The sequence below is a fragment of the Mesorhizobium sp. STM 4661 genome (assembly GCF_000359125.1).
Taxonomy (GTDB): Bacteria; Pseudomonadota; Alphaproteobacteria; order Rhizobiales; family Rhizobiaceae; genus Mesorhizobium.
Genome location: NZ_CAAF010000028.1, coordinates 145,427 through 158,872, shown reverse-complemented (window position 1 = coordinate 158,872; position 13,446 = coordinate 145,427). Strand labels below are relative to the sequence as shown.

The window sequence follows — 13,446 nt, the reverse complement described above, 5'->3', positions numbered from 1 at the left end:
TGGCTTTTGAACACCCATGACTTCTGTGCACCGATGACCGGCAATCCGCACCACCAGACGCCATCCGGCAAATGGCGCGCAAGAGCCTTCGGCATCGATTTTGACGGTACGCCCGGCCGGTTCAACGCCATCACCGACGTGCCTGGCATCGCGGTGGGTTACACGACACTGATTGTGGGCGACGGGCCGCTGTTGGTCGGCAAGGGGCCGGTGCGCACCGGCGTCACCGCTATCCTGCCCAGACCGCGCGCCGATCTCGCCACACCGGTCTTCGCCGGCATGTTCAGCCAGAACGGCAATGGCGAATTGAGCGGCTCGCATATCATCGAGGAAACCGGCGCCTTCAATTTTCCGATCACCATCACCAACACGCATTCCTGCGGCGTCAGCCGCGACGCAACCTTGCGCTGGATGCAGCAGACGCTGCCGCAATCGCTCGAAAGCGCCTGGGCGCTACCGGTGGCGGGCGAAACCTATGATGGCTTCCTCAATGACATCAACGGCCACCATCTTGGTGTCGAGCATGTCTTTTCCGCTCTCGATGCGGCTGAAAGCGGGCCGATCGAGGAAGGCAGTGTCGGTGGTGGCACCGGCATGATCAGCTTCGGCTTCAAGGCGGGCTCCGGCACCGCCTCGCGCATCGTGGAATGGCAAGGCAAGCCATACACGGTCGGCATGTTCGTGCAGGCGAATTTCGGCAAGCGGCACAATTTGACCATTCGCGGCGAGCGCGCCGGGCCCGATCTCAAGGAGCCGGCGATCCGCGAAGGCACGCCGCGCGCCGAAAAGGGCTCGATCATCGCCATCGTCGCCACGGACGCGCCATTCCTGCCACATCAGATGAAGCGGCTGGCGCGGCGGGTGCCGCTCGGCATAGCCATGACCGGCGGGTTCGGCTATCACAGTTCGGGCGATATTTTTCTGGCCTTTTCGACGGCCAACCCGGAGGCGGCGCTGGCGCCGTCAGGCCGCATCGCCAGGGCCGATTTCATCCCCGATACCGATATCGATCCGTTCTTCGATGCGGTGATCCAGGGCGTGGAGGAAGCGATCCTCAATGCGCTCACAACCAATGACGACATGACCGGGCGCGACGGCAATTTCGTGCCGGCGCTGCCGAAGGCATGGCTCAAGGATAGATTTGGCGGAGGTTCAAAGGAATAGAGCCGCGAGGCCCTTCAGACAGGCCGGAAATGGCTGCCCTTCCCGGCCTCGTTCGCCGGGTTCGGCATTATCACTCGGCAGGCTTGCTCGAGTTCTTTTCGTCCTCGTCGGCCTCGGCGGCCTCTTCCAGCCTCGACGCGATAAGCTCCTGGATGTCGCCGACCTCTTCCTGGATATCCTCCAGGGGTATGCCGGCTTCCGCAGCCTTGGCCGCGCACTCCCTGGCGAGGGTCTCGGCCTGCTTCTCGATCCTCTCCGGCGAGGGCTGGCACTGGACCTTTTCGCCGATCCACCCGCGCAAGAACTCGATCGCGTGTTCACTCATACTGCTGTTCCCTGGCGGCTATGCCGGTTGGTATAAACGTCAATTCCCGCAAAAGGATGCATGTTCCCATTCCAACCGAGTCGTCGTCACCCGGCAAGCCGATCTTGTCCAAGCTCCACAGAGCCGAAGGAAACACAGGTTCAAGGAGCACGTTTTGATACTTGAGGAGACTGATACCGTTGACTGGGATCCATAGCGAATCCCGCGCTATTGTTTCTATTCGCTTTTTTCCCGGTTTTTAAGACCGATATGTATCACAAAAGGTATCACAATATGTAGCGCATTTACGGTGGCTCCGCAGACACAACCCAAGCTGAGCCGTCGGGGCCGCCGCTATATAGTGACATCCCCATGCAATGTCGACTCTGCTCGCCATCCTGCTTCCTTCCGCCGCGCCGCAGGGTTTCGACAACGGTCAATTCCCAGGATGCTTGATCGAGCTGAAACACATAAAGGTCGGTGAAGACCCGTGTCTACCGGTGCGATAGCCCATCGGTTGCCCACGGGCTGAACTGACGATCTCGACGTCTCCCACCAGCGACTGGCCGGGAATGTAGAGCAGATAGTCGCGATGCATGTTGGCGACGTCGGCCATGCCGCCCTGCCCGGGCAGCCTGTCCGCCGAGACCCTCAAGCCAGCCCGAACCGCTCCACGGCGCGCATGATGCCGCGCAGTTCGGCGAGGCCTTTCAGCCGGCCGATCAGCGAGTAGCCGGGGTTGATCCTGGTCTTGCCGATATCGTCGGCGAGCAGATGGCCATGGTCCGGCCGCATCGGAATTTGCCAGTCGGCGCGGCCTTCCCTGCTGCGGCGCGCCTCTTCCTGCATCAAGGCGAGGATGACATGCGCCATGTCGGTGCCGCCCTCGAGATGCTCGGCTTCATAGAACGAGCCGTCTTCCTCGATGGTTACATTGCGCAGATGGACGAAATGGATGCGGTCGGCGAATTCCTTGACCATGGCGACAATGTCGTTGTCGGCGCGTGTGCCATAGGAGCCGGTACAAAACGTCAGGCCGTTGGCTGGGCTGTCGAGGACGTTGAGGATGAAGCGCGCATCCTCGGCGGTCGAAACGATGCGTGGCAAGCCATAGAGCGAGAATGGCGGGTCGTCGGGATGGATGCACATGCGCACCCCCTCCTCTTCGGCCACCGGAACGATCTCGCGCAGGAACCAGGCAAGGTTGTCGCGCAGTTCCTTCGGCCCGATCGCATCGTATTCAGCCAATGCCTCGCGAAAACTGTCCCTAACGTAGCTGCGCTCGGTTGCCGGCAGGCCGGCGATGAGGTTGCGTTCGATCCTGTCGATCTTCTCGCTGCTCAGCTCCTTCAGCCGCGATTGCGCCTCGGCGATGCGGGCGGCGCTGTAGCCGGCGTCGGCATTCCCGCGCTTCAGCACGAACAGGTCGTAGGCCGCGAAATCGATCGCATCGAAACGCAAGGCATAACCCGTCGTCGGCAGCCGGTAGGCCAGATCCGTGCGGGTCCAGTCGACCACGGGCATGAAATTGTAGCAGATCGTCGCGATGCCGGCCTTGGCAAGCGCTCGGATCGTATCCTTGTACCAGCCGACATAACGCAGCCTTTCCGCCGAGCCGATCTTGATCGAATTGTGGACGGGAATGCTCTCGACGACCGACCAGGTCAGCCCTGCCGCCTCGATGATCCGCTTGCGCTCCTGAATGCTCTCGAGCGGCCAGGCGCGCCCGTCATAGATATTGTGCAGGGCCGAGACCACGCCTGTCGCACCTGCCTGCTTGACATGATCGAGTGTCACCGGGTCGTCCGGTCCATACCAGCGCCAGCACTGTTCCATTGCCGCTTCCTTCTGTGAGAGAACGGCAAATTATTGTTGGACCATAATGAGAGTCAAACTAAAAATTCGGGTCGATTTTACGAGACACGCTGCGTCAACTTTCTATTGAAACTATTGAAATCCGGAGTTATAGGGCAAAACCGGTTGTTTTCCTCAAAGCCTGCGTTATGTTGGTCCAACAATTCAGGAAAGACTCGACATTGGGAAACTCTCGAGCCGTGCGCGAGAACGCCGCCGCGCGGCGTATCAGCGGCAGGTCCGCGGTCGACACAACGGCCGTGCGGATTCTTGATCTCATCCGCGCGCGGCAGCTGAATGTCGGCGACGTGCTGCCGACCGAGCGCAAGCTCAGCGAACTCACCGGCGCCAGCCGCAATACGGTGCGCGAGGCGTTGCGCACCATCCGCACCTACGGACTTATCGAACCGAAACCCCGCGTCGGTGCTGTCCTTGCCGATGGGCGGAGCATCGCCATCCAGAATTTTTTCGCCGCGCATATGGATGTCTCGCGCTCGTCCTTCGCCGACATACAAGGCTACAGGCGCATCATCGAAGTCGGCATCGGCGACCATATCGTGCTGCATGCCTCGAACGAACAGATCGAGGCTCTCGATGAGATCAACGCCCGGATCGTGACGAGCCGCTCGATCGAGGAGGCCGCCGAGAACGATTTCAATTTCCACATGGCGCTGATCAGGCTGGCGGACAATCGCATGCTGGCGGACATGTATTCCTTCCTTTCCCCCGTGATCCTGCGGATCATGACCATCGGGAAGGAAAGGCGCCCGGTGCTGGCCGATACAAAGGCCGCGCATGGCCAGATCGTCGCCGCGCTTCGGGCGCGCGACAGGCTGGCTTACGCCTACCTGATGAGCCGCCATCTCGATTTCGCCCTGCGATTCCTGCCGGAAGAGCCGGCGTCCGATAGCGAATGAAGGAGTTCCCGCAATGAAGGATTTCGACGGCAAAGTGGCATTGGTGACGGGGACGACCGGGATTGGTCTCGCAACCGCCAGACGCCTTGCGGCAGGGGGTGCTGCGATCATCGCCTGCGGCATCGACCGCGCGGCCAATGCAGCGATGAAAGCGGAACTGGCAAGCTCCGGAGCAGAAGCACTGGTCATGGACGCCGACGTCTCCGTGCCGGATCAGGTTCGCGGCGCGGTCGCGGCCGGTGTCGAGCGGTTCGGCGGGCTCGATATCATCGTCAATTCGGCGGCGGTCCATCCATACGGAACCGCTGTTAGCACCGATTTCGACACCTGGAACAAGGCGATGTCGGTCAATGTCGGTTCGATCTACCTGACGGCGCATTTCGGCATCCCGGAAATGACCCGCCGGGGCGGCGGCGCCATCGTCAACGTGGCGTCGGTGCAAGGCTTCGCCTGCCAGCAGAACGTCGCCGCCTACGCCACGACCAAAGGCGCCATCCACACGCTGACGCGCGCTCTGGCGCTTGACCACGCGCGCTCCGGCATCCGCGTCAATTCCGTCAGCCCAGGCTCGATCCGCACGCCGATTCTGGAGAAGGCCGCGCGTGGCGACCACGGCAGCGACGCCGATGTCGAAGAGGCCTACCGGCGCTTCGGCGAAGCGCACCCCATCGGGCGCATCGGCGAGCCGGAGGAAGTGGCGGAGCTGATCGCCTTCCTGTGCTCGGCGAAAGCCGGGTTCTGCACCGGCGCCGACTACAAGATCGATGGCGGCCTGACCGCCGGCATCGGCGTGAAATAGAATCATCGGCAGATTCTCACTTACTGAAGTTCTGTCCATCTGCGGCCTTCATTCGTCGTGGCCGCCAGCCTCGGGCTCACTTGCCCGCTGGCGCCAGAACATCGTCGTCAGCTGATCCAGATGCTCCCGCATCGCCTGCTCGGCACGATCGGGGTCGCGTGCCGCGATGCCCTCATAGATCGCACGGTGCGCTTCATACGCCGTCTGTTCCTGGCCGTCGGCGGCCAGCGTGACGATGCGCTGCTCCTTGAGCCATTCCGATATCTGGTCGTGCAACGCCACGAAGACGAGATTGCGGGCAATGCGCGCCAACTCGAAGTGGAAAGCGATGTCCGTGCTGGTGAAGCCGTCTCGGTCGCCGATCGCCAGGCGGTTGGCCTCGAGCGCGGTGCGCAGCGATTCCAGGTCGGCAGGCGTTGCCGTGCGGGCCGCCTCGCGGGCGAGGCCGACTTCGAAGAACATACGGGCGCCCTGAAAGGAGCGCTGCCCTTCCTCGGTCGACAGCATCTGCCTGACGGCCGGCGCCATGCCGGTGAAGATATGGCTGGCTGTCGGCATCAGCACCTTGGCGCGGGCGCCATTGGTGAGTTCGACGAGGCCGGCCTTCTGCAAGGAGATCAACGCCTCGCGAATGGCCGGGCGGCCGACGCCGAAGCGCGACTGCAGATCGCGCTCGGGCGGCAATTGGTCCCCGGGCTTCAGTTTGCCGGAGAGGATCTGCCCTTCGAGATGCGTGGCAACATGCTCGAAGAGCTTCTTTCGTTCTATGACTAGTGGGTCGACCATAGACCTTTCATACCATCATGCTTGACAACCATGCAACAGCTTGTAATGCTGAAATCACAAGATTGAAAGCGCGAAGGCTTGAAAGCGGAAAGAGGGGACCGGGCTCAACGAGCATCGGCCGGTGCCGGTTTGGCATAACCCAAAGCCGGCAAATCAACGCTTTGCGACGGCGGTTGCGATCGCCAAGGGAGGAAGATGCATGAAAATCGCCATTCTGGGCGGCGGCGGAGCCATGGGCGGGATATTTGGGGGCTATCTGGCCCGTGCCGGCAACGACGTGACCTTGATCGACGTCTCCAAGGCAGCGGTGACGGCGATCAACGACAACGGACTCACCATCGAGGAGAAGGATGGTTCGCAGCCGGTGATCAGGGTGCCGGCAAGCGACAATCCGGCAAGCGTCGGCCCGGTCGATCTCATCATCAATTTCGTCAAATGCTATCACACCGAGGCTGCCGTCCGGGCCGCCAAACCGATGATCGCCAGTGAGACCGCCGTGCTCAGCCTGCAGAATGGCTGGGGCAACGCGCCGCGTATCGCCTCGATCGTCGGCGAAGATCGCGTGCTGGTCGGGCTCACCTATCATGGCGGCACGCTGCTGGCGCCGGGTCGCGTCAAGCATCCCGGCTCCGGTATGACCTATATCGGCGAGCTGACCGGCCAGCCGACCGAGCGCCTCGGCAAGGTTATCGAGGTGTTTCGCGCGGCGCAGATCGAGACGACCCAGTCTGACAGAATCCTCGACGAGGTCTGGAAGAAACTGTCGCTGAATGCCTGCACACTGCCGGTCGCGGGGCTGTTGCATTTCATGTCGCACGAACTCGTCGCCTTCGATGGCACCAAGAGCTTGATGGCCGCCATCCTCAAGGAGGTTGTGGCAGTCGCGAAGGCGCAAGGCATCGCGCTCGACTATGACGAACGCTGGGCCGCGATCACCGGCCTGCTGGAGAAGGCGGTCGGCGGCAAGGCTTCGATGCTGCAGGATGTCGAGGCCAGGCGCCAGACCGAGATCGAGGTGATCAACGGTGCGATCGTCGAAGCAGGCAAGCGCACCGGCGTGGCCACGCCTGTCAACGACACCATGGTCTGGATGATCCAGGCCAAGCAGGCCCACTACCTCCAGGCTAGGGCACAATAGGGCCATGGCGCCGCGCCTCGAAATCAACGGCCTTTCCAAGTTCTTCCCCGGCGTGCGGGCGCTCGACGACGTGTCGATGAACGTCGAGGGCGGTGAAATCCGCGCCCTGCTCGGTGAAAATGGAGCCGGCAAATCGACACTCGGCAAGATCGTCGCCGGCGTCTATTCGCGCGACCAGGGCACCGTCCTGGTCGACGGCGCCGAGATCGGTACGCTCGATGAAAAGGCCGCCGGCGACCTCGGCATCGGCATCGTGCATCAGGAAGGCTCGCTCGTGCCGCAGCTTTCGGTTGCCGAAAACATTTTCGCCGGTCGGCAGCCGACGCAATGGCTTGGCCAGGTCAATGTCCGCGCCATGCGGGATCAGGCAAAGGCGCTGATCGCGCAGCTTGGTGTTGCCATCGACCCGGCGCTGAAAGTGTCGGGGCTGTCGCCGGCGCAGGCCCAGATCGTCGAGATCGCCAAGGCGTTGTCGCGCGACCTCAGGATCTTGATCCTCGACGAGCCGACGGCGGCACTCACCCTTACCGAAACCGAAAAACTGTTCGATGTGGTGCGCCGGCTGGCCGGCAACGGTGTCTCGGTCATCTACGTTTCGCACCGCCTCGCCGAGATCTTCTCGCTTTGCCATTCGGTGACCGTGCTCAAGGACGGCAGGCTTGCCGGAACACGCAGGGTCGCCGAGACATCGACCGACGAGTTGATCCGCCTGATGGTCGGACGCGACGTGCATTTCTCGCGCTCGGCGGCCGGGCGGAAAATCGGCGAAATCGTGCTCGAGGCGCAAGATTTGGATGCGCCGCCTTTGGTCCGGTCGGCATCGATCACCGTGCGGGCCGGCGAGATCGTCTGCCTTGCCGGTCTCATCGGGTCGGGCCGCAGCGAATTCTGCGAGGCGATCTTCGGTGCCCGCCGCCGGCACGGCGGCTCGATTCGGATCGGTGGCAAAGCGATCGATCCGAAAGGTCCATGGGACGGCAAGCATGCCGGCATCGGCATGGTGCCGGAAGACCGCAAGGCGGCCGGGCTGTTCCTCGGCATGGACATCGTCAACAACGTCGCCGCGACGGTTCTGTCCAGGGTCTCGTCGGGTGCGAACTTTTCCAACCGCAAGGCCGAGGCGCTGGCCAGGAATTTCGTCGACGAGCTGCGCATCGCGACGCCGAGCGTTCGCCAGATCGTCGGCAATCTTTCCGGCGGCAATCAGCAGAAAGTGCTCCTGGCCAAATGGCTGGCGATGGAGCCGCGCCTGTTGATCGTCGATGAGCCGACACGCGGCGTCGATGTCGGCGCGCGTTCCGAAATCTACCGGCTGCTCAGGGCGCTCGCCGACAAGGGCGTCGCCCTGCTCGTCGTGTCCTCGGACCTGCCGGAGGTGCTGGCGCTTGCCGACCGCATCGTCGTGATGGCGGAAGGCAGGACGGTCGGCGAACTGCCGGGCGATGGGGCGAGCGAGGAACAGGTGCTGCGGCTGGCCACCAGATACACGGCTTCCGTGGCCGAGGTCCGCAAGCAACCGGGAATGGCAGAGGCATGATGGCGATGCAGATCACGCAACCGATGGCAGAGACTGCCGAACGCCGGCGCGAGAACCTCTTCGTGCGCATCGTGCGGCGCCTTGCCGATTCCAGGGAACTGACGCTCTTCGTGCTCGTCGTCGCGCTGGCGCTGGCGATGAGCATCGTCTATCCGAACAATTTCCCGACCGCTTCCAACATGCGGGCCGTGCTGCTCAACCTGGCGCCGGTCGGCATCCTTGTCTGCGGCATGATGCTGCTGATGATCGGCGGCACCTTCGACCTGTCCGTAGGTTCGACGCTGGCCTTCTCCGGCGTCTGGGCGGCGGTCGTCGCCGGCTGGTGGGGCTGGCCGGCCGAAATTGCGGTCCTCGTCGGCATCCTGGTCGGCGCGCTGTGCGGCCTCGTCAACGGGCTGATCGTGACGCGCATCGGCATCAACGCGCTGATCGCAACCCTTGGCACGCTCACCATCTATCGCAGCCTGACCTATGTCACCGCCGGCACCGGCGTCACCCCGATCACCGATGCCTTCGCCGCCTATGGTCGCGCCGCCGATCCGCTGTTCAGGATCCAGTCGCCGTTCTGGGCGATGCTCGTGCTGGTGCTCGTCGGCGGCTGGCTGGTGGCACGGACACGCTTCTTCCGGCAGTTCTATTTCATCGGCGGCAATCCTCGCGCGGCCCAGCTTTCGGGCATCCGCGTCGACCGGCTCATCCTGATCGGCTTCGTCATCATGGGAGCGCTGGCGGGTCTCGCCGGCGTGCTGGGCGCGGCTCGCCTCAACAGCGCCGTCGTCAACGCGGGCGTCGGCATCGAGCTCAAGGTCATCACCGCCACGGTGCTCGGAGGAGCGAGCCTGAAAGGCGGTGAGGGCACGATCCTCGGCGGCATTCTCGGCGTGCTGTTCATCGCGCTGATCGAGAACGCCATGATCATCAATGCGATCGGCGTGTTCTGGCAGGGGCTGGTGGTGGGTCTGGTCCTGCTGTTCGCCGTCTCGCTCGATCGTTTCAAGACCAGCGGCCGCGCCTGAGTCCAGGTGCGGACGGGAGGAGGCATTCGGACAACCGGATGACATGCAGGAACTGGAATACAAAAAACATCAGGAGGAAACGGGCATGAAATCGATAGTGAGAACGATACTCTCCGGCGCAGCGCTCGCTGCCACGGCATTGCTCAATAGTTTTCCGGCCAGCGCGCAGGAATCATCCTTCGGGCCGGCCGACGCCAAGGAGACCTACTACTGGATCTCCAACAAGGCCAATCTGCCGCTGTTCGTGCAGTACGACTATGTCGGCATGAAGCGGATTGCCGAGGAACTGGGCGTCAGGGTGATTGTCGCCGGGCCGACCGACTTCGACGTGCCGGGCTTCATCTCCGCCGTCGACCAGGTCTGCGCGCAGAAGCCGAGCGGCGTCTCGGTGGTCGGCGGCTGGGATCCGTCGCTGACCGAATCCGTCAAGAAATGCATGGAGCAAGGCGTCCCGACGGTGGTCGACGACGGCGACCTGCCGGACTCCGGCCGCCTTGCCTATATCGGCACGAACTGGACGCAGGTCGGTGTCGCCCAGGCCAAGAAGCTGATGGAAATGCTGCCGAACGGCGGCAAGCTCGCGTCGATGTCGATCATCAACGCCGGCAACATGCGCGAGGCAGTGGCCGGCTTCAAAGCCTATATCGAGGCCAATGGCGGTGGCAAATACACCATCGTCGCCAATGAGGACGATGGCGGTGACGCGCAGAAGGCAGCGCAGGTGACCGCGGCGATCCTTGCAGCCAATCCCGATATCGCCGGCCTTGCGGGCTTCGATTCCGAATCCGGCGCCGGCATCGTCACCGCGCTGCGGGAAGCCGGCAAAAACCCCGGCGACATCAAGGTGACGGCGATGGAGCAGACGCCCGACTTCTTCAAGTCGGCCAAGGAAGGCTGGGTCGACGGCATCGTCGTGCAGAACCGTGAATTGTTCATCTACTACGCCGTCAAGCTCCTGCACGACTACAACAACAACACGCTGAAGTCGGCGGGTCTCTCGTCGAAGGATGGCGGCCGCCCGATCCCGGACACGCTCGATACGGGCGTGATCCTGATCACCAAGGACAATGTCGACAAGGTGCTGACCGCGCTGAATGTGAAATAGGCTGCACCGATCCATGCCGGAGCCTTGGTTCAAGGTTCAGTCTTGGTTCAAGGTTCAGGCAGCCTCCGGCGGCGCGATCTCCCTCGCCGCCGGATGGCCAATCACACCAAAATGGCCAAGGACATAAAATGGCACGTCACCCCACCACCCGCATGCGCTTCCACGGCGTCGCCGCGTATGAGATCCTGACGCGCGACGGACTGCGTATCCTGTGCGATCCGTTTCTGGACCAGAATCCCGGCGCGGCGACCAAGTCGACCGAATTCGATCACGTCGATCTGGTCATCGTCAGCCACGCGGCCTTCGATCATCTCGGCGACACCGACAAGATCGCGCAGAAATATGGCTGTCCGGTCGTCTGCGGTGGCGAGGTGAAGGCCTGGCTGATGGATCGCGGCATTCCGGCCAATCAGATCCGGGCCACCACCTGGGGCATTCGCGTCAAGGTGGCGGGCATCGAGATCCAGCCGCTCGAATCCCATCACTGGTCGCAGATCAGGCTGAAGGACAATTCCTTCATTTCAGGCGTGCCGATGGCCTTCATCGTCTATGCCGACGACAATCTGCGCTTCTACCACTATGGCGATACCGCCATCTTCTCCGATCTCAAGCTGCAGGCCGAGCTCTACAAGCCGAATGTTGGCTGTATCGGCATCGCCAATCCGCAGGAGATCCTGCATCTCAACCCGATGCCGGGCGAAATGCTGACCGGCGAGATGAGCCCGTATGAAGGGGTGCTTGCCACGCAATGGCTCGGCCTCGAGACGGTGCTGCCCTGCCACTACATCAAACTCGATGGCGACAAGGACGTCGCCGAATATATGGAGCACCATCGGCAAGCCAGGGCGCGCGGCGAGGCGATCGCCGACCCCTATCTGCTGCGTGCCGGCGACTGGATCGAGTTCGACGGCGACGGCAAGGTCGTGCGGCCGGCCAAGGCGGCCTGACCAAATGCGTGCAGCGATCTTCGATGCGCCGTTTTCGATCCGCATGGCAGAGGCGCCGAAGCCCGAGCCACAGGCTGGAGAGGCGCTGGTCCGGGTCAAGGCTGCCGGGCTTTGCGCCGGCGACCTCTACATCTACACCGGCAAGAACCCCTATGTGACCTATCCCAGGATCGGCTGCCACGAGATTGCCGGCGTGGTCGAGGCCTACGGCCCCAGCACCAACGGTCCGGCCATCGGCACGCGCGTCGTCGTCGATCCGTTCATCGGCTGCGGCCACTGTTATCCGTGCCGGGTCGGCAAGCGCAATTGCTGCGCCAATCTCACCATTGTCGGCGTTCATCGCGAGGGCGGTTTCGCTGATTTCGTGACGGCGCCGGTCGGGAATCTCAATGTCGTGCCGGATGGGCTGACCGACTTCGAGGCGGCGTTCGCCGAGCCGGTGGCCATCGGCGTGCAGGGCTGCCGCCGCGGCATGGTCACCACGCAGGACACGATACTGGTGCTCGGCGCCGGGCCGATCGGACTGGCCATCGTCGAAGTGGCGCGCGCGCATGGCGCAAAGGTCTACGCCACCGATCTCTCGGCGGAGCGCCTGTCCACGGCGGCCGAGCTCGGCGCGATACCGATCGCCAGCGGCGCCGGCCTGCTGGAACGTGTGCTGGAACTCAGCAATGGCGAAGGCATGCCGGTGGTCATGGAGGCGACGGGCGCTGCGCCGGCAATGGAGCAGACCATCGATCTGGTCGCCGCCGGCGGACGCATCATCATTCTCGGACTGGTCAAGAAGGGGCAAGGCATCACCTTCCCGGGCCTCGACTTCACCCGCAAGGAAGTGACGATCCTCGGCTCGCGCGCCTCGGTCGACTGTTTTCCCGAGGCGCTTGAGCTGCTCGCCTCCGGCAAGATCCACTATCCCAGAATCGCCAGTTCCTTCGCGCTCGGCGAAGCCCCCGGCGTCTTCCAGAAACTCGCAGACAATCCAATGGCCCTGCACAAGGCCGTATTCGTTTCGGAGGACTAGATGAAGCTCGTTACCTTTTCCCACCGCAAGGGAGGCCATGATCATCACGCCGGCGTGCTGGACGGCGACCACGTCGCCTGCCTGACCGAGGCCGGACTTGCGGAGAGCGTGATGGAGGTCGTGCTCGGCGGCAAAGAGACGTTGAGCCGCATTCGGGCCGGTCTCGCCAAGGCGCCGCGCTACGCGCTCGCCGATGTGAGGCTGGAAGCCCCGATCCGGCCGGGCAAGGTGCTGTGCTCCGGCATCAACTACAAGGGCCATGCCGAGGAGAACCCGAACGCGAAAATGCCGACCGAGCCGTTCTTCTTCACCAAATTGCCGACTTCGGTGGTCGGCCCCGATGTGCCGGTCGAAAAGCCTGTCAGGACCGAGCAGATGGATTACGAGGTGGAGTTCTCGGCCGTCATCGGCGAGGAGTTGCACAAGGCGACGGAGGCCGAGGTGATGCCGGCGATCTTCGGCTACACGCTGCTCAACGACATTTCGGCGCGCGACGTGCAGTTCAAGGACAACCAGATCACCATCGGCAAGAACTTTGCCGGCTTCGCGCCGATCGGCCCATGCATCGTCACCGCCGATGCGATGCCGCATCCGGACAATGTCGCGCTGAAGACGCGGCTCAACGGCAAGACGCTGCAGGACGGCAGCACCTCGGACTGGCTGTTCTCGCTGCCGCAGCTGATTTCCTTCCTGTCGCAATATATCCCGCTCGAACCCGGCGACATCGTGTCGACGGGAACGCCGGCCGGCGTCGGCATCTTCCAGAAGCCGCCGGTCTTCATGAAGGCCGGCGACCTCGTCGAGATCGAGGCCGATGGTATCGGCATCCTCAGAACGCCCATCGTTGCAGGATAGAAA

14 protein-coding genes are annotated in these 13,446 nt (G+C 63.0%); 10 read left to right on the top strand and 4 right to left on the bottom strand.

The window, feature by feature from the left end; translation table 11 throughout:
* Positions 1–33: 33 nt before the first annotated feature.
* Entirely contained in the window at positions 34–1,164 is a 1,131-nt protein-coding gene (locus MESS4_RS09640) for a P1 family peptidase (protein ID WP_006329388.1), read from the top strand.
* A gap of 70 nt (positions 1,165–1,234) precedes the next feature.
* Here MESS4_RS09640 and MESS4_RS09635 read toward each other — a convergent pair whose 3' ends face one another.
* The 3 genes from MESS4_RS09635 to uxuA all read right to left on the bottom strand — a co-directional run bounded on the left by MESS4_RS09635 (position 1,235) and on the right by uxuA (position 3,304).
* Positions 1,235–1,489, bottom strand: a complete 255-nt coding sequence (locus MESS4_RS09635) for a DUF768 domain-containing protein (protein WP_006329387.1) — start codon at positions 1,487–1,489, stop codon at positions 1,235–1,237.
* A 415-nt stretch (positions 1,490–1,904) separates the two neighbouring features.
* Entirely contained in the window at positions 1,905–2,084 is a 180-nt protein-coding gene (locus MESS4_RS09630) for a hypothetical protein (RefSeq protein ID WP_244441095.1), read from the bottom strand.
* A gap of 35 nt (positions 2,085–2,119) precedes the next feature.
* Positions 2,120–3,304, bottom strand: a complete 1,185-nt coding sequence (uxuA, locus tag MESS4_RS09625) for a mannonate dehydratase (RefSeq protein WP_006329384.1) — start codon at positions 3,302–3,304, stop codon at positions 2,120–2,122.
* A 218-nt stretch (positions 3,305–3,522) separates the two neighbouring features.
* Between uxuA and MESS4_RS09620 the strand changes: the two genes are divergently transcribed.
* Complete coding sequence (locus tag MESS4_RS09620) at positions 3,523–4,239, top strand: FCD domain-containing protein (protein ID WP_006329383.1); 717 nt, start codon at positions 3,523–3,525, stop codon at positions 4,237–4,239.
* 13 nt (positions 4,240–4,252) lie between these two features.
* Complete coding sequence (locus MESS4_RS09615; RefSeq protein ID WP_006329381.1) at positions 4,253–5,038, top strand: glucose 1-dehydrogenase; 786 nt, start codon at positions 4,253–4,255, stop codon at positions 5,036–5,038.
* A gap of 48 nt (positions 5,039–5,086) precedes the next feature.
* On the opposite strand, the gene MESS4_RS09610 is transcribed toward MESS4_RS09615, so the two are convergent.
* The gene (locus MESS4_RS09610; RefSeq protein WP_006329379.1) at positions 5,087–5,824 is read right to left on the bottom strand and encodes an FCD domain-containing protein; all 738 of its coding nucleotides are present in this window, start codon (positions 5,822–5,824) and stop codon (positions 5,087–5,089) included.
* 199 nt (positions 5,825–6,023) lie between these two features.
* Here MESS4_RS09610 and MESS4_RS09605 point away from each other — a divergent pair, with 199 nt between their 5' ends.
* From MESS4_RS09605 to MESS4_RS09575, 7 genes are all read left to right on the top strand, one after another.
* Positions 6,024–6,962, top strand: a complete 939-nt coding sequence (locus MESS4_RS09605) for a 2-dehydropantoate 2-reductase (RefSeq protein WP_006329377.1) — start codon at positions 6,024–6,026, stop codon at positions 6,960–6,962.
* A gap of 4 nt (positions 6,963–6,966) precedes the next feature.
* The gene (locus MESS4_RS09600) at positions 6,967–8,499 is read left to right on the top strand and encodes a sugar ABC transporter ATP-binding protein (protein ID WP_006329375.1); all 1,533 of its coding nucleotides are present in this window, start codon (positions 6,967–6,969) and stop codon (positions 8,497–8,499) included.
* Positions 8,499–9,515, top strand: a complete 1,017-nt coding sequence (locus tag MESS4_RS09595; RefSeq protein WP_244441094.1) for an ABC transporter permease — start codon at positions 8,499–8,501, stop codon at positions 9,513–9,515. Before MESS4_RS09600 ends, MESS4_RS09595 begins: the two co-directional genes overlap by 1 nt.
* 85 nt (positions 9,516–9,600) lie before the next feature.
* On the top strand, positions 9,601–10,620 hold the full coding sequence (locus MESS4_RS09590) for a substrate-binding domain-containing protein (protein WP_006329373.1): 1,020 nt from the start codon (positions 9,601–9,603) through the stop codon (positions 10,618–10,620).
* A 128-nt stretch (positions 10,621–10,748) separates the two neighbouring features.
* On the top strand, positions 10,749–11,567 hold the full coding sequence (locus MESS4_RS09585; protein ID WP_006329372.1) for an MBL fold metallo-hydrolase: 819 nt from the start codon (positions 10,749–10,751) through the stop codon (positions 11,565–11,567).
* A 4-nt stretch (positions 11,568–11,571) separates the two neighbouring features.
* Positions 11,572–12,588 carry an alcohol dehydrogenase catalytic domain-containing protein gene (locus MESS4_RS09580; RefSeq protein ID WP_006329371.1) on the top strand — a complete coding sequence of 339 codons (1,017 nt, stop codon included), beginning with the start codon at positions 11,572–11,574 and terminating at the stop codon, positions 12,586–12,588.
* Positions 12,589–13,443, top strand: a complete 855-nt coding sequence (locus MESS4_RS09575; protein WP_006329370.1) for a fumarylacetoacetate hydrolase family protein — start codon at positions 12,589–12,591, stop codon at positions 13,441–13,443.
* Positions 13,444–13,446: the final 3 nt, after the last annotated feature.